The 24,381-nt window shown below is 58.9% G+C and carries 19 protein-coding genes; 8 read left to right on the top strand and 11 right to left on the bottom strand.

All coding sequences use genetic code 11. The features are described 5' to 3' along the window. Positions 1 to 84: 84 nt before the first annotated feature. The 5 genes from DXD56_RS10110 to DXD56_RS08820 all read right to left on the bottom strand — a co-directional run bounded on the left by DXD56_RS10110 (position 85) and on the right by DXD56_RS08820 (position 4,647). Positions 85 to 606: a hypothetical protein gene (locus tag DXD56_RS10110; RefSeq protein WP_199411574.1), complete on the bottom strand. Its 522-nt coding sequence runs from the start codon at positions 604 to 606 to the stop codon at positions 85 to 87. Positions 607 to 618: 12 nt separating this feature from the next. Beyond that, positions 619 to 945: a BRO family protein gene (locus tag DXD56_RS10115; protein WP_199411575.1), complete on the bottom strand. Its 327-nt coding sequence runs from the start codon at positions 943 to 945 to the stop codon at positions 619 to 621. 161 nt (positions 946 to 1,106) lie between these two features. Next, positions 1,107 to 2,633: an FAD-dependent oxidoreductase gene (locus tag DXD56_RS08810; RefSeq protein WP_117640943.1), complete on the bottom strand. Its 1,527-nt coding sequence runs from the start codon at positions 2,631 to 2,633 to the stop codon at positions 1,107 to 1,109. 256 nt (positions 2,634 to 2,889) lie between these two features. Continuing rightward, positions 2,890 to 3,894 carry a GGGtGRT protein gene (locus tag DXD56_RS08815; protein ID WP_117640944.1) on the bottom strand — a complete coding sequence of 335 codons (1,005 nt, stop codon included), beginning with the start codon at positions 3,892 to 3,894 and terminating at the stop codon, positions 2,890 to 2,892. A gap of 18 nt (positions 3,895 to 3,912) precedes the next feature. Continuing rightward, positions 3,913 to 4,647, bottom strand: a complete 735-nt coding sequence (locus DXD56_RS08820; protein ID WP_006235554.1) for an iron-sulfur cluster assembly scaffold protein — start codon at positions 4,645 to 4,647, stop codon at positions 3,913 to 3,915. Between the two features lie 403 nt (positions 4,648 to 5,050). Here DXD56_RS08820 and DXD56_RS08825 point away from each other — a divergent pair, with 403 nt between their 5' ends. Beyond that, positions 5,051 to 5,854: a transposase gene (locus tag DXD56_RS08825; RefSeq protein WP_117640945.1), complete on the top strand. Its 804-nt coding sequence runs from the start codon at positions 5,051 to 5,053 to the stop codon at positions 5,852 to 5,854. Positions 5,855 to 6,506: 652 nt separating this feature from the next. Here the strand turns inward: DXD56_RS08825 and sufU are convergent. Genes sufU through sufC form a run of 5 tightly spaced genes read right to left on the bottom strand, consistent with a single transcriptional unit; the run spans position 6,507 to position 11,752 of the window. Then, positions 6,507 to 6,941, bottom strand: a complete 435-nt coding sequence (sufU, locus tag DXD56_RS08830; protein ID WP_117640946.1) for a Fe-S cluster assembly sulfur transfer protein SufU — start codon at positions 6,939 to 6,941, stop codon at positions 6,507 to 6,509. After that, entirely contained in the window at positions 6,934 to 8,259 is a 1,326-nt protein-coding gene (locus DXD56_RS08835; protein ID WP_199411576.1) for an aminotransferase class V-fold PLP-dependent enzyme, read from the bottom strand. Before DXD56_RS08835 ends, sufU begins: the two co-directional genes overlap by 8 nt. Continuing rightward, the gene (locus DXD56_RS08840) at positions 8,256 to 9,527 is read right to left on the bottom strand and encodes a SufD family Fe-S cluster assembly protein (protein ID WP_117640947.1); all 1,272 of its coding nucleotides are present in this window, start codon (positions 9,525 to 9,527) and stop codon (positions 8,256 to 8,258) included. The genes DXD56_RS08835 and DXD56_RS08840 overlap by 4 nt, the downstream gene beginning before the upstream one ends. Continuing rightward, positions 9,527 to 10,939, bottom strand: coding sequence for a Fe-S cluster assembly protein SufB (gene sufB / locus DXD56_RS08845; RefSeq protein ID WP_117640948.1), 1,413 nt, complete (start codon positions 10,937 to 10,939; stop codon positions 9,527 to 9,529). The genes DXD56_RS08840 and sufB overlap by 1 nt, the downstream gene beginning before the upstream one ends. Positions 10,940 to 10,951: 12 nt before the next feature. Further along, positions 10,952 to 11,752, bottom strand: a complete 801-nt coding sequence (gene sufC, locus DXD56_RS08850; protein WP_117640949.1) for a Fe-S cluster assembly ATPase SufC — start codon at positions 11,750 to 11,752, stop codon at positions 10,952 to 10,954. A 224-nt stretch (positions 11,753 to 11,976) separates the two neighbouring features. On the opposite strand from sufC, the gene DXD56_RS08855 reads away from it, so the two are divergent. The 3 genes from DXD56_RS08855 (at position 11,977) to DXD56_RS08865 (ending at position 16,362) form a co-directional block, all read left to right on the top strand. Beyond that, on the top strand, positions 11,977 to 12,408 hold the full coding sequence (locus DXD56_RS08855; RefSeq protein WP_117640950.1) for an Rrf2 family transcriptional regulator: 432 nt from the start codon (positions 11,977 to 11,979) through the stop codon (positions 12,406 to 12,408). Positions 12,409 to 12,547: 139 nt separating this feature from the next. Next, positions 12,548 to 14,362 carry a hypothetical protein gene (locus tag DXD56_RS10055; protein WP_158549390.1) on the top strand — a complete coding sequence of 605 codons (1,815 nt, stop codon included), beginning with the start codon at positions 12,548 to 12,550 and terminating at the stop codon, positions 14,360 to 14,362. Positions 14,363 to 14,562: 200 nt separating this feature from the next. Then, the gene (locus tag DXD56_RS08865; protein ID WP_158549392.1) at positions 14,563 to 16,362 is read left to right on the top strand and encodes an AAA family ATPase; all 1,800 of its coding nucleotides are present in this window, start codon (positions 14,563 to 14,565) and stop codon (positions 16,360 to 16,362) included. A 20-nt stretch (positions 16,363 to 16,382) separates the two neighbouring features. On the opposite strand, the gene DXD56_RS08870 is transcribed toward DXD56_RS08865, so the two are convergent. Continuing rightward, positions 16,383 to 17,402: a glycosyltransferase gene (locus tag DXD56_RS08870; RefSeq protein WP_117640952.1), complete on the bottom strand. Its 1,020-nt coding sequence runs from the start codon at positions 17,400 to 17,402 to the stop codon at positions 16,383 to 16,385. Between the two features lie 256 nt (positions 17,403 to 17,658). Here DXD56_RS08870 and DXD56_RS08875 point away from each other — a divergent pair, with 256 nt between their 5' ends. The 4 genes from DXD56_RS08875 (at position 17,659) to DXD56_RS08890 (ending at position 22,082) form a co-directional block, all read left to right on the top strand. Next, a complete protein-coding gene (locus tag DXD56_RS08875; protein WP_117640953.1) occupies positions 17,659 to 18,762 on the top strand; it encodes a glycosyltransferase in 1,104 nt (367 codons plus the stop codon). A gap of 6 nt (positions 18,763 to 18,768) precedes the next feature. Beyond that, positions 18,769 to 19,809 (top strand): glycosyltransferase, encoded by a 1,041-nt coding sequence (locus DXD56_RS08880; protein ID WP_117640954.1) that lies wholly within the window; start codon positions 18,769 to 18,771, stop codon positions 19,807 to 19,809. A gap of 74 nt (positions 19,810 to 19,883) precedes the next feature. Beyond that, positions 19,884 to 21,002 carry a glycosyltransferase family 2 protein gene (locus tag DXD56_RS08885; RefSeq protein WP_158549394.1) on the top strand — a complete coding sequence of 373 codons (1,119 nt, stop codon included), beginning with the start codon at positions 19,884 to 19,886 and terminating at the stop codon, positions 21,000 to 21,002. Between the two features lie 12 nt (positions 21,003 to 21,014). Then, on the top strand, positions 21,015 to 22,082 hold the full coding sequence (locus DXD56_RS08890; RefSeq protein ID WP_117640956.1) for a glycosyltransferase: 1,068 nt from the start codon (positions 21,015 to 21,017) through the stop codon (positions 22,080 to 22,082). Positions 22,083 to 24,381: the final 2,299 nt, after the last annotated feature.

Genomic DNA, 24,381 nt, shown 5'->3' on the forward strand with positions numbered 1-24,381 from the left:
AAGCATGTTTAGACGGTCAACGAAAGTTGGCCGTCTTTTTTGTTGACCTTTCATGGGGTCGAACCCGAAAGGGCACGGCCGCTTTCACAGATCGAGTCTACCCTGGGGATCGGTAAAACCGTCAGTACCTTCCTTGAGTTTCTTCTCCGCTGCCTTCACGCGACGCTCGAGCTTTTTTGTATCCTCGGCAGGTGGCAGGTTCTCGGGGACAATTCCGCGGTCGATGAGGCCGCCACGCACGCTTGTGTTGTTCTCGACGTGCTCTTGCTTGATCTGGTCCAGACCGTACAGGTCGTGTTCCTCGGCGTTGAAGGCCGTCATCGAGTTCGTAAGGTCCTTTGCTTTGATGAGGACATCGGCTAACCTGTCCGCCAATGCCGCGCTCTTGGATATGCCGAGCTGCTGCTTCATTTCCGCCGTGCTTCTGCCGCCGAATAACGCTTCGTCGCCCTTCGACTTGATGATCGCGAATCCTTTGGAGTCCACGCCGCGTTTGAACGCAATACCCGAGAGCTGTTTCTCTGAATCGGATAGCGAGTGGCGCGCCTGTAAGCGCTGAATCTCTGCGAAGCGCTGCTCTATGAGCTCTTGGCGGCGCGTCTGCACGGCAAAGTATGCCTAGGCGAGCGCGATCTCTGGCTTGTTTGAATCTCCGTTTTGGGCGATTAAATAGCATGCATAGCGCGTAAGCTTGTAGTCTTTAACCGCGCGAGCGGCGACACCGGCAGTTATCATTTTCGTGGTGTCACGAAAATGGGAATCAACTGGAGTTTTATTTGTTTCGCACGAGACTTTTGCCCTCTTAACAACTTCGGCGAAGTTCTCCCATCGAGTGTATCCCATGGGTTCCATTAAATCGCGTGCGAGCCAATACTCAACGCCGTCTTCCACATTGGCGCAGCTATCAAGTTCGACACGCCACTTCTCGATATCTCTACTGTCCATATCTCCTCCTCGCTGATCTATTGTCTATGCGCGCTTTGCCCGCTCTGTACTCAGAATAAGGATACGCTGCCGTGCGGACACGAATGGGCCCCGTGCCACTTCGAGGTCACGGGGCCCATAGATATCGATTAGTTGTGCTCTGCTCTAGATAGGTGTCCAGTTTAATTCGATCGATAGTGCGAACCCAGGCTTTCGGTCCGCTTGCGCATGGCTTTGACCATCTCCGTTGCCAGCTGATTCTGCGATTGCAGGCGGGCGAGGGCTGCGATCTCGCTGTCATTGGCATGCGGCTTGCTCAGCGCCGTTGCCTCGTCTTTCAGGCTTTCAAGCTGTTGCAGGGCCTTGGATAGACCTGCTTCGGTCCTGTTGATCATGCAATAGGTACTCATCGTGTGCTTAAGGCTGTGTGTCAGGCGTTCGGCATCTGTTGTGGCAATGCCATACTGAGGGAGGGCGATATCCATCGGAGCGGCCGCCTCGGGAGCGTCCAGCGCTGCTCGAGCTGCCGATGCGCCCGCGATGCGCCCGAATACGATGCCATTGGCACTCGACAAGCCGCCGATGCGGTCGGCGCCGTGCATGCCGCCTGTTGCCTCACCGCAGGCGTAGAGGCCCTCAACGCCCGTGTACGCGGTCTTGTCGATTTTGATACCGCCGTTGGCGGCGTGGGCATACATCGCCACGCGCATCTCGTCGGTCGGCGCGATGCCGTGCTCGTCTTGTAGCCAGGTGGCAAAGGTCTGCACAAACTCGGGGACGTCCTCGCGGGGGAAGTCGTAGTGGAGCGCCAGGCCTTCGGCTCCCGCTTGGTCGATGGCTAGGTCGATAGCGCGAGAATCCAGACGCGAAGTGAAGGGACCATATCCGGAGCGTTGCTCGAGCAGATCGTCGAGCTTATCGTCGGCGATATCGACCGGCTGGTCGAACTTGACGTAGCGCCAGGTCTTCTCGTTAAAAACAAGGTTTCGCTTGGGCTCTATAAAGCCGGGCATCATCTGCATGAACTCTATATTAGTAAGGGACGCACCGTGCGCCAGCGCGATAGCCTGTGATGAGCTGAGCACGTCGGCGGAAGTGAGACTGCGCTCGAACAGGCCACCCGTGCCGCCCGCAGCGATGATAGTGGCCTTAACTGCCATAGGCACGAGACGCTCGTTTGTCCGGTCGTAGAGCGTGGCGCCGACAATCTTTCCGTCCGTATCTTCAACAAGCTCGATAAGCTCATGGCGGGGGAGCAGGCGAATGCCGAGCGATTCGATCCGGGTCGTCAGAGCGTCCTCAAGGGGCTTGCGGGTGAGGCCGCGCCACATGCGCGTCTTGTGGTCAAAGCAGGGGATAAACTGCTTTTGCTGAGCGCTTTCGGCGCTTTGCGGACGCTGAAGCTCAACGCCCAAGTCTTGCTCGAGCCATTCAATTGCCTGGGGAATGCCGTGGACGAACGTCTGGACGAGTTCGGGGTCGGCAACGCCGCCGCCGACGGCCTGGATGGTGTCAATAAGGTTCTGTTCGTCGCCTTCGTCGACGGGACCAATAAGGCCGAGGCCCCAGGTGCCCGGGAAGAAGCTCGATCCACTCATAGTCTTTCCGGCGCTTGCCACAGTGACGGTTGCACCCGTGCGCGCCGCTTCGATGGCGGCGCAAAGGCCCGCAATGCCAGATCCAATTACCAGTACATCAGTCGATTCCATCGGAGTCCTTTCTCGTCCGGCGCATTGTCGCACGGGTGATCGGCAATGGGGCCGCAAAGACTCGGCAAATCGGTAAAGGGCAATTATGGCAGGTGGGCGTCATGGGCATTCTGATGCTCCATCTCATCACATCTCGTATATCGCACCAACTGATATATCGGCATTAGCTACCCTGCGACAGCGCAAACAAAAAGAGCCGCTACCTCGAAAGGTAGCGGCTCCAAAGCTCAGCTATATGAGCATCGCGCGGGCGCGATTAGGCCTTGAGGGCCTCCTCGACGGCGACAGCGCAGGCGACGGTGGCACCGACCATGGGGTTGTTGCCCATGCCGATGAGACCCATCATGTCGACGTGCGCAGGCACGGAGGAAGAACCGGCAAACTGGGCGTCGGAGTGCATGCGGCCCATGGTGTCGGTCATGCCGTAAGAGGCAGGGCCGGCGCCCATGTTGTCCGGGTGCAGAGTACGGCCGGTGCCGCCACCAGAAGCGACGGAGAAGTACTTCTTGCCAGCCTCGATGCGCTCCTTCTTGTAGGTGCCAGCGACGGGGTGCTGGAAGCGCGTGGGGTTGGTGGAGTTACCGGTGATCGAGATGTCGACGTTCTCGTGCCACATGATGGCAACGCCCTCGCGGACGTCGTCGGAGCCGTAGCAGTTAACGGCAGCGCGGGGACCATCGGAGTAGGGGATGGTCTCGACGACCTTGAGCTCGCCCGTGTAGTAGTCGAACTGGGTCTTCACGTAGGTGAAGCCGTTGATGCGGGCGATGATCTGAGCAGCGTCCTTGCCCAGACCGTTGAGGATAACGCGCAGCGGCTTCTTGCGAGCCTTGTTGGCGTTCAGAGCCAGGCCGATAGCGCCCTCAGCGGCAGCGAAGGACTCGTGACCGGCCAGGAAGGCGAAGCACTCGGTGTCGTCGGAGAGCAGCATAGCGCCCAGGTTGCCGTGGCCCAGACCGACCTTGCGGTCCTCGGCGACGGAGCCGGGAACGGTGAAGGCCTGGATGCCCTCGCCGATGATGGCGGCAGCCTCAGAAGCAGACTTGGCGCCACGCTTGACAGCGAGAGCGCAACCGAGGGTGTAGGCCCACTCGGCGTTCTGGAAGGCGATGGACTGGGTGTTGTTGACGATCTCACGCGGGTTGAAGCCCTTGTCGGTGCAGATCTGCAGAGCTTCCTCGAGGGAGGCGATGCCGTTGTCGGCGAGGCACTTGTTGATCTTGTCAGCGCGGCGCTCGTAACCTTCGAACGTAACAGTCATAGTTATTTCCCTCCCTTTCTACTCGTGAACCGGGAACACGCTGGCGACGGAGTGAGTCTCCTCGTCGGTGCGCGGGTCGATGTACTTGGCAGCGTTCTCCCACTGACCATAGTGGCCCATAGCGCCAGCGATGGCCTCCTCGGGGGTTTTGCCGGCCTTGACGGCGTCGGTGAACTTACCGAGGTTCAGGAACTCGAACGCGATGATCTCGTTCTTGTCGTTGAGAGCCATGCGGGTGACGTAGCCCTGAGCGAGCTCGAGGTAACGAGCGCCCTTGGCCTTGGTGCCGAACATGGTGCCGACCTGAGAGCGAAGGCCCTTGCCGAGGTCGTCGAGGGAGGCGCCCACGGGCAGGCCGCCCTCGGAGAACGCGGTCTGGCTGCGGCCGTAAACGATCTGCAGGAAGATCTCGCGCATAGCAACGTTGATGGCGTCGCAGACGAGGTCGGTGTTGAGGGCCTCGAGGATGGTCTTACCGGGAAGGATCTCGGAAGCCATGGCGGCAGAGTGGGTCATGCCCGAGCAGCCGATGGTCTCAACGAGGGCCTCCTCGATGATGCCGTCCTTGACGTTCAGCGTGAGCTTGCAGGCGCCCTGCTGAGGTGCGCACCAACCCACACCGTGCGTAAGACCGGAGATGTCGGAAATCTCCTTAGCCTGGACCCACTTGCCCTCCTCGGGGATGGGTGCGGGGCCGTGGTATGCACCCTTGGCAACGGGGCACATGTTCTCCACTTCCTGTGAGTACTGCATGCCTCTCCTCTCTATCGTGTTGGCGTCCCGTCTGGGGGTCGTGGCTGGCGATTGCCGGGCGACCCTTCGAAAGGGACATGACATGCAGCCCCTATAATACCGCGAAATGCACGGAATATTCGGCGAACGGCTCAGTTTTCGTAGCGAGATGCGCGGAACTTTCAATTGAAACGATTTAACTCTATGTTCTGTGGTCGCGAACTTCCGTAGAGGGGGTCCGTCTTGGGCAAGCTTTTGGTCAGCTCTTGTAAGCGTTGCAGGGGTTGACCTGTTGCAACGCTGCCGTTCGCCGCCTGTTTACTGCCTTTGGCCGCGCGAGTGTATTGTTTTGCGTGAAAGTTTTGATGGCACGCTTCAATCGTGCTGTATTGGATGGCAAGCAGATCCCGGCGAAGGGAGCGCCATGCAGCGCGTTTGGAGAACGGTCACCGGCTTTTACCATGTTTCGGCCCGTGGCATCGGAAAACAGATCATCTTTGAGACCGATGACGACCGGCGGGAGTTTTTGGAGCTGATGCGCGACTGCTGCCGCGAGGCCCAGGTGACGATTGTGGCGTGGTGTCTCATGAGCGACTGCGTGGATCTGGTGCTTTTGGATTACGAGGACGAAATGAGCGCAGCCATGCAGCGGCTGCTGTTGACGTATGCCCGTCGGTTCAATAAGCGCACTGGGCGCTCGGGCTGTCTATTTCGTGAACGTTTTGAGCGCCGCTCGCTCGATATCGACTCGCAGGTGATGGGGGCTGTTCGCTCTGTACACGCCGATCCGCAGGAGGCTGGCATCAGCTTAATCGAGCGCTATGCGTGGAGCAGCTTTGTCGAGTATCTACGGGCCTATGACAACGATATGACGAGGGGATTTTCCGACCCGTCTTGCGTGCTTGAGCTTTTTGGTTCTGCCAAGGCCTTTATTGCCTATTCGCTTTCGACGCCCGATGCCTGCGAGCCTGCGATGCCCGATCTGGAAGAGACGGAGTGGGAGCGGCACGCCTTTGCCGAAAAGCTGGCGAAGGGTCTCGGGGTTCCGCTCCACGAGGTTAAAGCCGCATCGTCGGCGCAGCGCAATATCGTTATTCTTGGATTGCATGATGCCGGATTTACGGTGCGTCAGATTGAGCGGTATACGGGGATTGGCAAAAGTACCGTTTCTCGTATTGTGCGCGCCCGTGCGCGAGCGGCGGTGCGGACTGGCGAAAACGTGGTGTAGGGCTACCTGTGCGCCGCAGCCGGGGTTGCCCATATGCCACAACCATTGTAAAAGCTTGGTACGGTAACTGCGCATCTAGATTTGCATAGAACGGTCGCCTTCATGCATAAAATAACGGCTTAGTTAGGTTTAGCCTGTGCCTACCCCCGTCTACTCCGTGCAAAAAGCGGAGTATTCAGCATCGTGGTACTGTCGGCACCGTCGCAATCTTGAAACATACGGGCTCCGAAGCGATTTGTGCCTACCGATGAGCCTCCGAAGCTCATGTTTGCGCCCCCTGAGACCTCGATGCTTGTTCTAAATCGCAATGTAAAGGCGACTTGAGTTGTTGATTAACACTTCCGATGCGTATACACACAGCTTGGCGTGCTGAATACTCGCAAAAATGCACGCCGCACCCTAGGGGACCCGTCTGTGGCAGACGCAAAGCGAACCGGAGTCCAGCGGGGCAGGACATGGGACGTTGCGTGGAGTGTCCGTGGCCCTGCCGCAAGCCATTGGTGCTGTGGAGAACATCCGTGTTCGCGGTTGGCCGTTCGTTTAATGACAGACGGGGCGCCGGACGCGTGGACTGTGTGTACTCGTTATAAAAAAGCCGAGCCGCCCGTATCGGGCGGCTCGGCAATCAAAATCCTTGGATTTGGGGCATCCGCTACTGGTTAGCTTGCCCTTCGAGCATGCCATCGAGGGTGCGCCAGGCGAGCTCGGCGCATTTGACGCGAGCGGGCATGTGCGAGATGTCCTGGAGTTGGGCGGCTTCGTCCAGGTCTTCCAGGTCCTCCTCAGAGAGCTGCTCGCCGCGGATCATAGCCAGGAAGAGCCCGGCCAGGCGGCGTGCCTCCTCGACCGTCTCGCCGGTGATGAGGTCGGCCATGATGTCGGCCGAGGCCTGGCTGATGGCGCAGCCGTGACCGGTAAACGAGGCCTCCTCGATCACGTTGTTCTCGACGCGCAGCTGCAAGGTGAGCTCGTCGCCGCAGCTGGGGTTGATGCCGTCGTGCTCGTGCGTGGGGGCATCCATCTCGTACTTATAGTCGGGGTGTGAGTTGTGCTCCATGAACGTGGTGGAGGTGTAAAGGTTACCCATTGAACGTACTCCAAACGTGATGCAGACCGGCGATGAACTTGTCGATGTCGGCCTTGTCGTTGTAGAAGGCTACGCTGGCGCGGCAGCAGGCGAGGTTCTCGACGCCCAGCCAGGTGAGCAGTGGCTGTGCACAGTGGTGACCGGCGCGGATGCAGACGCCGTCCATGTCCATGATGCTCGCGACATCGTGCGGGTGGATGCCCTTGACATTAAAGCTCACGACGCCGTGATGGTTGTCCCAGTAGATGGAGCCGATGATCTGGACAAAGTCGAGCTGCATGAGCTCGCCCATCAGGTAGTGGACGAGTGCCTGCTCGCGTGCCTGGATGTTTTCATAGCCAACCGTGTTGACGAGGTAGTCGAGGGCGGCGCCTGTGGCGAAGATGCCGGCGGCGTCCTGCGTGCCGGCCTCGAACTTCTCGGGGACGGGCGTCCAGACGGCGTCCTGCTCGGTGACCGAATCGATCATTTCGCCACCGGTAAGCATGGGCGGCATGGCGTTGAGCAGGTCCATCTTGCCCCACAGCACGCCGATACCCATGGGGCCCATGGCCTTGTGCGCGCTAAAGGCAAAGAAGTCGGCGCCCAGATCGGCCATATCGACCGGCATGTGCGGCAGCGACTGCGCGCCGTCGACGACCAGATATCCGCCGTACTTGTGCACGAGCTTGCCGAGGTTCTTGACTGGGTTCTCGACGCCTAGCACGTTGGAGACCTGACCCACGGCCAGAATCTTGGTCTTGGGACCCACCTTGGCCAGGACCTCCTCGGTGGTGAGCTGGCCGGTCTTGGTGGGATAGAGGTAGACGAGCTTGGCACCGGTCTCGCGGCAGACCTGCTGCCACGGGATCAGGTTGGAGTGGTGCTCCATGATGGTGATGACGATCTCGTCGCCGGGCTCCAGCACCGTGGGCGCAAAGCTCTTGGCGACCAGGTTGAGCGACTCGCTGGTGTTGCGGGTGAAGACGACTTCGTTGGCCTGGGCGGCGCCGATGACGTCAGCGATCTGCTGGCGCACCTTCGCGATAGCGTCGGTGGCCTCGACGGATAGCGAGTACAGGCCGCGCAGCGGGTTGGCGTTCATGCGCTGGTAGAAGTCGCGCTCGGCGTCGAGCACGCAGGCGGGGCGCTGCGCGGTGGCAGCGCTATCGAGAAAGGCGATCTCGGGGTGCTGCTGGAACAGCGGGAACTGGCCCTTGTAGGGGTTGGTCTCGATGTCCACGGTGGGCCAGCCGCGCGAAGCCTCGTCGCTGGCGTCGAGCTCCATGGGCTCGGGGGCAGTACAGGTGTCGCATTTAACGTGCTCGGTGTCGATCATGCGAGCTCCTCTTCAAAGTTGTCGATCAGGTTGTTGCCTAGGCGGACGACGGCGGCGCGGGTGCGCTCGTCGGTGGCGGAAAGCGCGGCGTCCTCCAGTTTGGCGCGGATGAACAGGTCCTCGGCAGCGTTTTGGTCAAGGCCACGGCAGGCGAGGTAGAACAGCTGCTCGTCGCGGACGTGACCGATGGTGGCGCCGTGGTTGCCGGCGACGTCGTCCTCGTCACAGAGAATGACGGGAACGGTCTTGTTGTCGACGCCCTTGTTGGCCAAAAGCACCGTCTCGCGTTCGGTGCCGGTTGCACCCTTGCAGCCGTGCACGAGGTCGATGGTGCCACGGTAGACCTTCTTGGACGTGCCGGTCAGCACGCCGTTGGCGTCGATCTCGCACTCGGTCTTGCGACCGCGGTGGCGCAGCTCGTAGTTAAAGTCGCGCACCTGCTCGCGGGCGCCCAGGTAATCGGTATCGATGGTCACCTTGGCGGTGTCGCCCAGCAGGTCGCCGGCAAGGCCGGTGGCGCTGGCGCCGGCACCCAGGACGGTGTGCTGCACGTTGACGCGCGCGCCCTCGTCCAGGAACAGGCCGGTGTCGTCGAGTGCGATCCAGCTGTCGTCGAGTGTCTGCGTGCAGGTCACGTTGACGGTGGCGTACTCGTGGGCGCACACGCGTAGCACGGAGCCCACGACACCCTCGCCGGTAACAGGAGAGTCTAGGGCAATATGCAGGTCGAGCGTTGCCTGCGGGCGAGCGACGATGTCGATGGCGGCGATGGCCGCGGCGGCATCGACACCGCTCACACGCACGGTAACCGTGGCGTGCTGGTATGCGGGCACATCGATGACGATGCGCTTGGTAGCGTGCTCGGCCAAGTAGGCGTAGGCAGCCTCGCCCATGCCGGTTTCGAAGGCTTCAGCAGGGGAGAGCTCCTCCTCGAGCTTAATGGCACCGGCCTGGTAGACGGAGGTGGCGGGGACATCGAGCTCGGTCTCGGGCGTGATGCGGGCGCGGTCGGCGGCATCACCGGGGGCGGAGGCACGGCGCTCGGGGAAGCGCTCGGCCATGGCGTCCATGGCGGTGTCGAAGGCGTCGGCCGCGCCGGAGAACTGCTCGTCCAAGCCCTCGACCTCAACGGCCTCGGCGGGAGTGGCGGCAAGCTCGTCAGAGAGCTCGAGCTTGGTCTGGTTCATCTTGAGCCAGCCCCAAGTGGCAGCCGGCATCGCGTTGACCTGCTCGAGTGTGGTAGCAGCGGTGTTGGTTTCCTGTTTCATTATCCGATCGCTCCTTCCATCTCGAGCTTGATCAGGTTGTTCATCTCGACGGCGTACTCCAGCGGTAGCTCCTTGGAGACCGGGTTGGCAAAGCCGTTGACGATCATGGTGCGGGCCTCTTCCTCCGAGATGCCGCGGCTCATCAGGTAGAACACCTTGTCGTCGCCGATGCGGCCGATGGTGGCCTCGTGGCCGATGTCGACGTTCTTGGCGCGGATGTCCATGGCCGGAATGGTGTCGGAGCGGCTCTGGTCGTCGAGCATCAGCGACTGGCAGCTCACGGTTGCCTTGGAGCCCTCGGCCTTGGGTGTGGCCACGATGGAACTGCGGAAGGTCTGGATGCCGCCGCTCTTGGAGATGCCTTTGGTCTCGACGGTTGCCGAGGTATCGGGCGCGTTGAGCACGACCTTGCAGCCGGTGTCGAGGTTCTGACCGGCGCCGGCAAAGGTGATGCCGGTAAAGCTCGAGCGGGCGCGTCGGCCGTTAAGCACGCTCATGGGGTAGAGGTAGCCCACGTGGCTACCGAAGGAGCCGCTGATCCACTCGATGTCGCCGTCCTCGTCCACGCGCGCACGCTTGGTGTTGAGGTTGTACATGTTCTTGGACCAGTTCTCGATGGTCGAGTAGCGCAGGTGCGCACGCTTGCCCACAAAGAGCTCGACGGCGCCGGCGTGGAGGTTGGCCACGTTGTACTTGGGCGCGGAGCAACCCTCGATAAAGTGCAGGTCGGCATCGTCCTCGACGATGATGAGCGTGTGCTCAAACTGGCCGGCGCCCTTGGCGTTAAGGCGGAAGTAGCTCTGCAGCGGGAAGTCGAGCTTGGTGCCCTTGGGCACGTAGACAAACGAGCCGCCCGACCATACGGCGCCGTGCAGGGCCGCAAACTTGTGGTCGGTGGGCGGGATGAGCGTCATAAACTTCTCGTGGATGAGCGGCTCCCACTGCGGGTCGTGCAGGGCCTCCTCGATGCCGGAGTAGACGATGCCCATCTTGGACGCCGTATCCTGCATGTTGTGGTAGACGAGCTCGGAGTCGTACTGCGCGCCGACGCCCGCCAGGTAGCTGCGCTCGGCGTCGGGGATGCCCAAGCGCTCAAAGGTGTTCTTGATGTCGTCGGGCACCGACTCCCAGTCGTGCTTTTGGTCGGTGTTGGGCTTGACGTAGGTGACGATGTTGTCCATGTCCAGGCCCTCAATGGAGGGGCCCCACGTCGGGTCAGGGAAGCGGTTGAAGATCTCGAGGGACTTGAGGCGCAGGTCGAGCATCCACTGCGGCTCGTCCTTCTTGGCGCTGATCTCGCGAACGATGTCGGGCGTGATGCCGGCGTCGAGGCGCTCGAATCCCTCCTCGCCATAGGTGAAGTCGTAGAGGCTGCGGTCGATGTCCGCGACCTCGGTGCGGTTCTTGGTCATTGCGTCGCCCCTTTACGCCTGCTGCTCGGCAGCGGCGGCCTCGGCCTGGGCGCGCTGCTCGGCTGCCTCGCGCTCGAAGGTTTCAAAGCCGTTCTTGTCGATCCAGGGGATGAGCGAGGCGTCGTCCTCGCGCACGATGTGGCCCTTGACCATAACGTGGACGCGGTCGACATCCAGGTGCTCCAGGATGCGCGTATTGTGCGTGATGATGAGCATGGAACCGTCGCAGCTCTTGCGGTAGGCGTCCATGCCGTGGCTGACGGTGGAAAGCGCGTCGACGTCCAGGCCCGAGTCGGTCTCGTCGAGGATGGCGAGCTTGGGCTGCAGCAGCAGGAGCTGGAGCATCTCGACCTTCTTCTTCTCGCCGCCCGAGAAGCCCACGCCCAGTTCGCGGTTGAGGTAGGCGGTGTCCATGTTGAGCTCGGCTGCGAGCTCCTTGACGCGACGGCGGAACTCCTTACCTTTCATCTCCAGGCCGGGGCGGCCGGCGATGCTGGCGCGCAAAAAGCTCGACAGCGGCACGCCCGGGATCTCGACCGGGGCCTGGAAGCTCAGGAACAGGCCGGCGCGCGAGCGCTTGTCGGTGGTGAGCTCGGTGATGTCCTGGTCGTCAAAGACGATGCGGCCGTCGTTGACGGTAAAGACGGGATCGCCCATGACCAGGTGGCCAAGGGTGGACTTGCCGGCGCCGTTGGGTCCCATCAGCACGTGGGTCTCGCCGGCGGCGACGTTGAGGTTGACGTTGTGGAGGATGGTCTTCTCGTCCACGGAGGCGGTCAGACCTTCGATGGAAAGCAGCGGATTTGCGCTCATGCTGTCCCTCTCTGTATATGGTGTACTCATGGGTGTGCGAAACCCTAGGAATCTTCTCGGAATAAAGTTACTATGGGTTCGGCGTTAGTCAAGGGAAAACCCGACTAATCCACTCGACTTTTCAAATTCTGGGACAAAATAACCTGTTGTGTTTGTCCCACTTACTTAAGATTTGGGACAAACAAACCTGGTTATGTTGTCCCAGTAACGATGGGAGGGTAGGTATGCTCATTTCTTCTAAGGGCCGCTATGCCCTCCGACTGATGATCTATATCGCGGCGCTCGGTGACGCCGAGGGCAAGATTGCTCTGCGCGAGGTTGCCGACCGCGAGCGCATTTCGCAGAAGTATCTGGAACAGCTGGTTCGTCCGCTTATGAAGGCTGGTCTGCTTAAGAGCGTGCGCGGCAAGGGCGGCGGCTACATGATGGCCAAGGACCCGGCCGAGGTGCGTGCTGGCGACATCCTGCGCGCTGTCGAGGGCAGTACCGCTCCGGTGGCGTGCGACGGCATCGACAACAGCTGCGCCCGTAGCGATCTGTGCTCAACCGTCAAGTTCTGGCGCGGCCTGGACGAGGTCATCGAGAACTATGTCGACGGCGTGACGTTGGCCGACCTGGCTGCCGTCCCCGAGATTGACTTTGACATTAAGCTGTAGGTTGAGCGCAATTCCTTAAGATTTCGCGGAGGGTTGTTGCCGTTTACCGAGGGGTTGTTGTGCAACAACGGGCGAGCTGCAATACTTATTTCTATCTTTGCAAACTGCACTTTAACTACACCAATGCAGGGAGGATCTTATGCAGCCCAAGCATTCTGCTATTGTCGCGGGCCTGACGCTGGCGCTTTCGTTTGGCGCCGTTACCGCACCCGCACCCGCTGCCGCCGAGGAGCCCACACCGGGCGTTGCCTCGGATGCGACCGATATCGATAAGGGTCTCTATACCCAGCAGTCCTTCTCGGGCGTGCTGAGGTCGGTCCAGGGCGTTTCGTTTGTTAACGTGACCCCCGAGATGAAGTACTTTACCAAGTACGAGAGCCATGGCAACTATAACCAGGGCTTTTCGTATGGCGACGGCTATAACGCGCTGGGTTATTACCAGTTCGACCGTCGATGGTCGCTCATTCCGTTTATGAAGCAGGCCTACAACTACAACCCCGAAAAATACAGCATGCTCAAGGATGCGATTGATCGCGGCAGCGAGATTTCCAACACGAGCAATGCCATGTACGAGAACGGCCAGCTCACCGAGTTGGGCCGTATTGCGCAGGAGGCTTTCCAAGGTGCTTATAACACCGACCCTGTTGAGTTCTCGGCTCTGCAGGATGCGTATGCGTACAACTCGTACTATGCGGTGACCGAGGCGTGGCTCAAGAGTGGCCTGGGCATTGATATTTCGGGCCGTGCCGATTGCGTTAAGGGCATGGTGTGGAGCATCACCAACATGTGCGGCACCGGTGGCTGCAGGGACTTCTTCCGTTGGGCGAATCTCTCCAACGATATGTCCGACCGCGAGTTTGTGACGGCGCTTTCCAACAGTGTGGTCAATAACGTGGCGACCAAGTATTCGAGCCAGCCCCAGTATCATGAGGGCTGGAAGAACCGCTACCGCAACGAGCTGAAGGACTGTTTGGTTTATATCGCCGAGGACGAGGCCGCTGCCGCTGCGACGCCCGTGCAGCCCGAACCTACGCCGACGCCCTCGCCGACGCCTGATTCGAATGACGACTCGAGCGACGATGCCAACGATGACAGGATGGATGCGCCCTCGACCGGTGCTGACGGTGATGGCTCTGCTGGTGGCACTACCAACAACGGCTCTACCTCGAACGGCTCCGTTTCGAACGGCTCTGCTGCGGGCGATTCGTCTTCAAGCTCTGCCGGCAATACGGACAGCGACGCCTCTGGTTCGACCGGCGCTGGCACCTCTAACTCATCCACCGGCTCGAGCGATTCGTCCGTTGGCACCGGCTCTAACAACGGCTCCGGCTCTGACGCAACCCCTGGTTCTGATGCTTCCAAGGATGACTCGAATAAGGCGCCGGACGTCCCCGTTGCTTCGCCGGACAAGAAGCCTTCTTTCTCCGAGCAGCTTGGTTCTACGCTGGGCTCTTCGCTGATGGCTGGCGTCAATAACGGCTCGACCCAGAACAAGGGCAACTCTGATCAGGTTTCCACGGAAAAGATCGAAGCCGCAAAGGGCGACTCCAAGGACGAGGCTTCCGAGAAGACCGAATCCGATAAGGGTTCTAGCTCTGAGGAGAAGAGCGACAAGTCCGAACAGAAGAAGGGCGAGGATAAGAAGTCTGAATCTGAGGAGAAGGACAAGAGCAAGGCCGGGGGCGAAAAGAAACAGTCCGAAGACGACGACAAGAGCGGTGCTGACAACCAGGTCCAGGAGCAAAATGACTCCAAAACGGTGACCACCACGACCACGACGACTACAACGACTAAGTCCTCGGGCGGCAACATGCCCAAGACGGGCGACTTGATTGTGATGGCGAGCCTTGCCAGTGCAAGCTTGGCCACACTGGGCGCTACGTCTATCGTAAGTGGTAAGCATAAGCTCGATCAGCAGAAGAAGGCTTCTGGGGAGGACGGCTTGGAGGAGTAATCTTCCAGATCGTTTTCTATAAGAGTTTGGGACGGGGTCCGGTGCGGCGGCATCGGGCCCCTTTTTTGTTGTGCAACGATTTGTTATGCCCCCTCGGGGGTCTGTTGCTACCGCTGCCCGAAACGTTTGCATGTCGATATTGTTGCGCTCTACCCGCTCGTTACAATGGGCATCGTGCTGCGTTAGAGGGAGAGCTTACGGTGTCTGAACAGGCGAATTATGGTGTTACTCATGCGTTTGGCGCACGGTTGCTCAATTATGCGGATAACGCAGCTCTGCCGGTTGATGTACACGACTTTTCCGATGCGATCAATCGGTATTTACTCATCGATAAGACTATGTTTATTGCCGATATATTGGACAGCGTAGCATCTGTTGCGCTTTGCTGCAGACCCAAGGGTTTTGGCAAGAGCATGAATCTATCGATGCTCAAATGCTATTTGGAACGACTTGATCACCGGCGGCCGGATCGAAGTCCGTTCGTCGGCACCCAGATTTGGCAGGCGGACGGTGCTCACCATCGTGATGAGTGCGCGTGTTATCCGGTCATCTTGCTCGACTTTTCAGCTGCCGCTTCGAGGCATGGCGCTGGTGCAGCGGCAGCTATTCGCGGGGCTGTCGTGCGCGAGTGCGCCCGATTGCTGCCGCTGCTTGCCGCGCCTGATCTGTCAAGACGTGAGGTTCGTCTTATCGAGAGGGCGGCGCGTGGGGTGGCCAGCGATAGGGAGATCGATGCGGCGCTTGGCGTGCTTATTAAGCTGCTCCAGACAGCTTTCGATGAGCAGGTTGTTCTTCTGATAGACGACTACGACGTGGTGTGTCCAAATGGTTTGGACGCTAAGGACGACGGTGGCGTGGATTTCCTAGAGTCGCTCAGCCGGATGTTGTTTGACACCATTGCCGATGCCGGCGACTCGTTGCGATTGACGTGTCTGATGGGCGAGCGCCCCGGTCATGCCGAGTTTGCGTTGTCCCAACGTGGGGTTTCCTATCGGTCGGCGACAGCGTTGTCGAGTTGGTGTGATCGATGGTTCGGTTTTTCGGACGACGAAGTCCAAGTGCTGTTGGATTGCATCGGTCGCAACGGCTGTCTGGATGACGCGCGTGAGTGGCTCGAGGGCTATCTGTTTGGTGGTTTTTATTGCTCGAGCCCGGAGCGCGTGGTGGACTACGCACAGCGCGATTGCGTCGCGCCCGTTCGGGCGGATCTGTATGGTTACGCCGACCGTCTGAGCGCATGCGTCGGTGACTGGAATCTCATGCGCCTGTCCGCATTGTTCGATTTGGTTGAGCCGCATGGGTTTATTGAGGCGCCAGTGCATGTGCATGCCGAGGAGGTCGATGCCGCCAAGCCCGAAGATATCTGGACTGCGCTGTATCTGTCTGGATTTCTTACGACGGACATGACAGGGCATTCGGAGGACGGCGCGTGCCTTCGTTCCCTGCGCCTGCCTAACAACGAAGTGCGTCAGGCGCTCCGTCTTGTAATTCTGGAATGGTTTGAGTGCGCCGTTGAGGACGTTGGAGTTATCGACTCGTTCCATGACGGGTTGTGTCGAGGAGACGAGGACGCTGTAAAGCAAGCTTTGAGCTGTGCTATCGGCGATCTGGGCATCGATGTGGACAAATCAGATATGCCGACAGCCTATCATCTGGCGCTGCAGGGGCTTTGCTTTGGACTGTCCGGCTATTGCAATCCCAGCTCCAAGCGAAGTGGCGTCTCGGATCGCTGGGATATCCAGGTGATTCCCACCGGTCGGGTGTTTGACGTGGCCGACACGCTCGGCATGCTCGATGAGCGACCGCTCATTACGATCAACATGTTGTATGACCCTGGCGTCGATGCCCTGGGCCTGGAACTGTTAGCGGTTCAGGCGCTGCTCGACATAGAGCGCGACGGCATCGATGATATCCGCGTGCCGCGCCCCGCCGTCGGGCGCATGCGTTGGGGCTTTGGTTTTGACGGTCAGCGTGTGTCCGTGGTGTGTCAACGACTGTAGCGGCGGGCGAAAGCCCTTTACTACTCGGCGTCCTTCAGGGGCGGCATGGGCTTCCAGTTGGGATCCTTAACGATCTTGCGTGCGTCCTTCATGCCACGGCGCAGCGCCGGAATACCGGTCTTAAAGCATTTGTCGACTGCTGCCAGACGAATGAACTCCTTGCAGAAGGTCGCGGCATTGCCCAGACGGAACAGCACGGGGTGGTAGTCGCCGTAGATCTGCATGTAGCGTGCCAGATAACCGCGGTTGCGCATGATGTAGTAGCGGTTGGTGTCGCTCGTGGAGTTGAGCTGGCGCTTGCCGGCGATATCCCAGTTAGAGACGGCGCGGGCGCGCTTGAGCACCACGTCGGCAACCACGGCGGCGGGGAAGTGCTGGCTGGCCACGTAGCCGTAGCAGGCATCGTCGCCGTAGATAAAGAAGCGCGCGTCGGGCAGGCCAATCTTGTCGACCACGCGGCGCGAGAACATGCCGCCCTCAAAGCACAGTTGGTTCATGGTGCGGTAGCCCTCGGGTCCCAAATCCCACTTGGCGATGGGGTTAGGGATGCCGAGCGAAAGGATGAGCTGGTACTGCCAAAAGAAGGCGCCGCCGTCAAAGTCCAGGCGCGAACCCTGAATGACGTCGTAACGGTCGGTCCACTTGGCCAAGCGCTCGATGCCTTCGGGGATGACGAGCACATCGTCGTCCATGACCCAGAACCACTGGGCCCCCAAGTCGTAGGCGCATTTAGTGCCGGCGGAGAAGCCGCCCGCACCGCCGCCGTTTTCGAGCTGCGGGGCGTAGATGACGCGGTCGGTGCCGCCCTTCGCGTCGGGCTGTTCGATGTCGGTGCCCCACAGGTTGCCCAGGCGCTCGTTGAATGCGGTGCACATGGCCTCGGTCTCACGCGAATTCTCGTTATCGACGATCACGATGCGCCAGGGCGCTGCCGTAAGCTCGGTCATGGAGTCGAACAAATTGACCAGGAGTTCCTGGCGCTTGTACGTAACGACGACAATGGCGAGCTTATCGATGGGAGCGGGAAGGGTTGAAGGCATGGGGCAATATATCCTTTCACGCGCGGCGCGCGAGCGCTGCGCGGAAGCTATCGAATACGTCCTTGGGACTGTCCTATTGTAAAGGCTCGGCGCACCTTGACGGCAAGCTTTGAATAAAACGCAGGAACCTGCCACGGGCCCGCCGCATGACGTGCGGCTACTTTGCCCGCAAGAGGCTCCATAGATTATATAAACGTCCGCTGGCGCGCTGACCCTTTGATACCATGAAACGACAGGTATTTCCTAAGGAGCACATTTGTCTACTAACGTCTCTGGCAGCCCTGTTCTGTCGCTGCTTATTCCCATTTACAATGTTCAGCGCTACCTGCGCGAGTGTCTCGATTCCGCCCTGGCACAGACGCTCAAGGATATTGAGATCATCTGCATTAACGACGGGTCGACCGACAACTCGCCGGTGATTATCCGCGAGTATATGGAGCGCGATGGGCGCGTCAAGATGATCGACAAGGCCAACAGCGGCTACGGCGACTCGATGAACCACGGCCTGGAGATGGCGCGTGGCAAGTACGTTGGCATCTTGGAGTCCGATGACTTTATGGCGCCCGACGCACTCGAAAAGCTTGTCTCGGCCGCCGATACCAATAATGCCGACTTTGCAAAGGCGAACTTTGATTTCTACTGGTCTAAGCCCGAGGAGCGCCGTTCGCTGCACGAGATGTTTAGACCTCAGGATTGCGGCAAGCCGGTGAACCCGAGCGATACGACGCAGTTCTTTAAGCAAAAGCCGTCGATTTGGTCGGCCGTGTACCGTCGCGATTTTCTTGAGCACAACGGTATCAAGTTCCTGCCGACTCCGGGGGCATCCTTTCAGGACACGTCATTTGCCTTTAAGGTGATCGCGTGTGCCGATAAAGCTGTTTATCTGCATGATGCCGTGTTGTCGTATCGCCAGGACAACGAGAATTCCTCGGTCAATTCTTCGGCTAAGGTCTTTTGCGTCAATACCGAGTATGCCGAGATTGAGCGTTGGATTCGAGAGGATTATGCTCGCAATCACACAAGCGATGACGTCGAGCGTATGCTCAAGTTCAATCAGCTCATTAAGTACGATTCGTACATGTGGAACTACGTGCGCCTGGCGCCTAAGTTCTATAAGGAGTTCCTGGTTCAGATGGCTAAGGAATTTCAGGCGGCCTTGGACGCGGGGGAGTTTTCGCTTGACGACCTCAAGCCGTGGAAGCGCGCGAATCTCGCTGCCATCCTCAAAGATCCTGAGGGCTGGGTTGACGAGCATCCGAGTTTTGCGACGGATGGTGCCTTGGGGCGCGCTAAGTATTACGCCTCGGTTGGAGGCCCTGGCGTGGTCGCCGCCTTCCTCATCGAATCGCTGAGGGGGTAGGTCGGCATGGGAGAGGCCTCGTGTCCTAAAGCTACCATTGTCGTCCCCGTTTACAACTCCGTGCGCTCCATTCAGCGATGCCTCGATTCGTTGTTGGCCCAGTCCGAGCGCTCGATTCAGGTTGTCTGCGTCAACGACGGTTCGACTGATGATTCGTTGAACGTGTTGCGCCAGATCGCGCAGGCCGACGATCGCGTGCTGGTGATTGACCAGGAAAACGCGGGCGTCTCGTGTGCTCGAAATGCCGGTATCGATGCCGCCGAGGGCGAGACCGTCTTTTTTGTGGACGCCGACGATTGCATCGATGCCCAGACGGTCGAGCGCGTGCTGCATGCCATGGAGTCTGCAGATGCCGAGGCCGCCGTTTTTGGCGGCGTCTGTGAACCTGCCGATGCTGCCCCCAAACGCGTCCAGCAACTCATGAGCCCCAAAGCCGGTACCTTCGGCGCCCTTGATCCCCAACTGCTGTTCCATTCGAATGCGCAGCCCTATGCCTGTCGTGCGGCTTTTTCGCGCGAGCTGCTCAATCGCGAAGGCATTCGCTTCGCCCCCGGTTTGGCTTTGGGCGAGGACGTCGTCTTCCAATTTGCGGCTTATGCGCTTGCCCGCAAGACCGTCGTCATGCCGGACAAGTTCTACCACTACGTGATGGAGAGCGAATCGGCGACGCACGAGTTCAACAGTGCCGAGGCTCGCGCCAAAAAGCTTGACACCCACATGAGGATGCTCGAGGAGGTCTTGGAGGACTGGGCGGCCTACGGTCTTTTGGACCTGTGTCCCGGCGAGCTGATAACTTGGTTTTTAGACCTCATTGTGTTCGACCTGGCGCGCTTGGATGCCGATGACTTCCATCGCGTGGCGGCTCGCGTCAACATGGACCTCACGACGTTTTTGGGAACGGAGTGGGCGGATATGCCTGCTAAGGGCGCCGTTTGCCGTGTTGCCCACAAGCTCGTTGCGGCGACCTCGGGCGTTTCGATGGCAGACGCCACGCTGTTCTATCTTTCGACTCGCGGTCTCAAAGCCTGCCTGGAGCGCTTTATCTAATTCCAAGCGCTGCCGCCCGCCGCAACTCGGCTGCTAAAATAACCCTGTTAAACGCTATTCAACAGGAGGTTCTCTTGCAGAACTCTGATACCCCTAAAGTTTCTCTGCTTGTCCCCATTTGCAATGTCGAACGCTACCTGCGCGAGTGCCTCGATTCCGCCGTGGCGCAGACGCTCAAGGATATCGAGATCATCTGTATCAACGACGGCTCCACCGATAGCTCGCCAGACATCATCCGCGAGTACATGGAGCGAGACCCCCGTGTGAAGATGATCGATAAAGCCAACAGCGGCTACGGCGACTCGATGAACCGCGGCCTGGAGATGGCGCGCGGTGAGTACGTGGGCATCCTTGAGTCCGACGACTTTATGTTTGAGGATTCGCTCCAAAAGCTGGTCGCCAAGGCCGATGCTGAACATGCCGATGTGGTAAAGGGCGACTTTTACCTGTATTGGTCCACGCCCAGCGAGCGCCGTGAGCTGTTTGGGATTATCGATGAGCATATGACGGGCGCCGCGTATCGCCCCGTCGATCGCCCGGGCATCTTCTACCGCAAACCTTCCATTTGGTCGGCTATCTATCGACGAGAGTTCCTCAACGACAATCAGATTCGGTTCCTTCCCACGCCGGGTGCCTCGTATCAGGACGCAGGCTTTAACTTTAAAGTTTGGGCTTGTGCCGAACGTGCCGCGTTTATTGCGGACCCCATTTTGTGCTATCGGCAAGATAACGAGAAGAGCTCCGTTAATTCGCCCAACAAGGTGTTTTGCGTTTGCGACGAATATGCCGAGATGCAACGTTTTTTGGACGAGCGTCCCGAGCTCAAGGCTCGGCTCCAGGGCATTTTAATGCGCATGAAGGTCGATACGTACCGCTGGAATGATGAGCGCCTGGTCGATGAGCTGCGCGAGCAGTTTTGGGAGAAGGCCTCTCCCGAGCTCAAGTCCGATTGGGATGCCGGTCGCTTTGACCTGTCGCTGTTTGATCCGCGTGGCGAGACCGATTTGCGCCTGATGGTCAAGTCGCCCCGTGCCTATATCGATTCGCGCTTTGACTTTAAGAAGCCGGGCAAGCTCAATACGTTTAAGCACTACTTTAAGATCGGCGGCCTGCCGCTGGTCTGGCGCGTGCTGACGTATCAGCGCACCTACGGCGATAACCCGCATCCCGATGACGTTTCGGCCGCCCAGTAGGAGTGTGTGACTATGGCTACCCCTAAGATTTCCGTTGTTGTTCCCATCTATAACGTGGAGGAGTGCCTGGCCTGGTGCCTGGACTCCCTGCTTGCGCAGGACATGCCCGATTGGGAAGGCGTGCTGGTTAACGATGGCTCGCCGGATGGTTCGCGCGATATTGCGGTTGCTTATTGCGAAAAGGACGCGCGCTTTACGCTGGTTGATAAGCCCAACGGGGGCCTGTCGAGCGCGCGTAATGCGGGCATTGCTGCGTCCACGGCGCCTATCGTTGCGTTTTTGGATTCTGACGACCGGTTTACGCCTGATGCATGTCGCGTGATCGTCGATGCCTTTGAGCGCGAGGACTGCGACGTTTTGACCTTTGGCGCGAATCCGTATCCGCTCGAGGCGGGGTATCCGTGGCTCAACTATGTGCTGAGCCCGCGCGATGTGTCGTTCGAAGGCTATAGCTCCGACCTGCTGTTTAAGGAAGCTTCTCGCCCCTTTGCATGGCGCACCGCCTGCAAGCGTGAGTTTTTGCTGGGCAATGGGATCGTGTTCGATGAAACCGTTAAGTATGGCGAGGACCAGGTCTTCGATTTCGCCGTGTACGGTCGTTCGCGCAAGACCGCGCTTATCTCGAACAAGCTGTATGACTACCGCGTGGCGCGCAAGGGCTCGCTTATGGACACCATGCGCTATGACGACGAGACGCGACTGCTGGAGCACGTGAAGATTTACTCCGCGGTGCTGGTTGACTGGCAGCGCGACGGTCTCGATGTCCAGCATGCCGAGGACCTGGCGTACTTCCTATGCGATCTGGTGCTGTACGATGCGCTCAGGTTGCTGGATTCGGACTGCGGCAAGGTGTTTGCTGCCGTTGCCACGGCGCTTGCCGGTTCTGCCGTGGGCAGCGATGCTGCGCTCGCACAATGCGCTCCTTCTATTGCCGCTATGGTGCGCGCGGCGCTTGCCAGCAAGGCCCCCAATGCCCGTGTATGCAAAAAGCTCATGTTCGATTACGACGTCTTGAGGTTTGGGCGCCTGGGTGCCTGCAAACGCATGGCAGTGAACGCCCTTGGAAAGCGAGAAGTGTAGATGAGAGATCGGCGGGGAACGTCGATTGATTGCTGGCTCTAATGGTTTAGACGACGGGCGATGCCGCACCTGCCACAAGTTGCGGTAAGTCGCGATGGGCATCATGATATGGCGCAACACCCTTGCAGTCGGGTCCCACCTGTCGTGCGCCTGGTCGACCCTGAAGAGGCAAGCGTACCGGTCGAGATAAGCCTGCGGGTTCCGCGGCGACATCCCCGTGAAGCGCCATAGGTATCGTTTAAGCCAGGGGCACAGGTCGTTCACCATCTCCATCCGCTCTAGGTAGATCGGGTCGTTTACATTGGCCCTGTGCGCTCCGCTCTCGAGCCGGTCGTCCCTGACCAGCGCGCTGTGTGCCCGCTTGAGGTCGTGGATCAGCGGCGACCCGGGCGCCATCTTGCTGCCCATGTCCTTCCTCACGCGCGGCGAGCTGGGCTTCCTGTGACCGTATGCGACCGCGACCGGGTTCTTGTGCACGTCGATGGCGACGCCGATACAGAGCTTCTGGAGGGGTAGGCCGCGTCTGCGGGCCTGCCCGCTGCCCTTGGAGAGGTCGGTGTCGATGATGTGGGTCTCGTCCATCTAGACGGTGTCGCGCAGCACGATCCAGTCCGAGCGGCAGCGCCACCTCGGGACGCCGGCCGCGGTGGACCAGTCTCTCCAGGCGCCGCGCGCCGCACCCCCGGGCGCCTTGGGTCCGGCCGATAGGACGCCTTGGCCTCGGCGAGCGTGCCGACGACGACTTCATCGCGGCGGTGCCTCTCGTCAGCAGCTTCTATGAGCAGCAGGAATTCGTCGGCGGTCAAACCCGCCACGAGCTCCCTGAAGGGGTTCGCTCTTCCCATATAGATCTGTCCCATCCACCCGACCGCCCACCCGGTGGGATTGTCGCCAAATAAAGATCCGGGTGGGCGCGCGGGTAAATTCTCTGTTTGGCTGGGAAGAGCACGGCATTCGGGGATCGTACGGTCCCCGAATCATCACCTATTATCTAAACTGTTAGATTGAATTATTAAGGGCTTCATCCAAATAGATTTCTGCATAGATGTTGAAAATATTATGCTAAGCAAATGATTGGTTCTTAGAGAAGTCCGTTAATCTGTCTCTCGTTATAATTAATTAAGCTTGCGAGCGCATTGCTTGGAATGGTTGAACCAGCCTTATCAGTATTGGAGCTTCTACTTGAGCAGCCAACGAAGGGATGGATAATGACCATGATTTCCTATATCGCGGTGGGCGCAAGCGGGGATGACCGTTCCAAGTAATTGCTGCAAGGCTTGCCCTCTCGGGTGGTACCCGAGCATTCCCGCCACAATCCTAGGCACGTCTCCTGGATTGGTTTTGAGTGCCGATTCGTGCACTCTTTGTTTGCTTTGCATCGTTTTTTGCTGAAACTATGGATTTAGTCGGTTGATTTACGAATTCGCCCGAACGCTTTGAGCGAATAGATCGCTCCCACAGTTAGTCGACTCCCCGCAGCCTCTCCTGGGTCCCAGGGGCGGCGTTTTCCCAGTTGAAGGAGCGGCTGGTCCTTTTATTCCGTTTTGTCTATAACTATGATGGCGGAGCATGGCCCCTCTCGGCGCAATCTTTGGCTGGGAAAGGCATGGCGATTCGGGGCCTTTTGGTTCCCGAATCGCCATCTGTTATCTAAGCTGTAAAAAACTGTTTCCTTGGTCTGCTAGAGTGCTTCGCGAAAACGGGTCAAAAAGTGAACCGACTTTGAATACCGTTTATATCATTTGGCTTATGCCAGAAGGATTGTGTGGGCTAGTATGCATGAAAATCAATCGATCTTGTAGCACTCTATGTTTGCTTTGATTACCGCTTCAGCAAGTGCGAGGTGCTCTTCGTGCGAATTGTCGCTCGAACTTCGCCATTTGGCAATGTCTTTTTCATCTATGCGCCTTATGTCGAACGGCTCCTCAACAAACTCCGCCGCCACCTCCATGAATTCGTTGAAGCTTGTGGTTACCCCTCGGGCATCAATGTAAGCCTTTTTTCCATTTAGGTAAGCCTGGCAGAATGCATGGAAACGATGCCTCTTCCTTTCTTCGATTATGAATGCCTTGTATCCGAGAATCTCTTCGAGTTTTAACGCAAACGCTTGGCATGATCCCCTGAGAAGACACCCCGCTGATGTTAGATGCTCTTCGTCGTCGTCAATTTGAGTCAGGTGCCCGTCGTAGTCAATCTCTTCGAGATTCGTAAAATTATTGTTATCGCAATAGAATCCCTTGTGTAGTTCAGTTCCATGGACGGTTGATTTCCGATCTCAGCCGAACACATTGAGCAAATA

It is taken from the genome of Collinsella sp. TM06-3, from assembly GCF_003436395.1.
Taxonomy (GTDB): domain Bacteria; phylum Actinomycetota; class Coriobacteriia; order Coriobacteriales; family Coriobacteriaceae; genus Collinsella.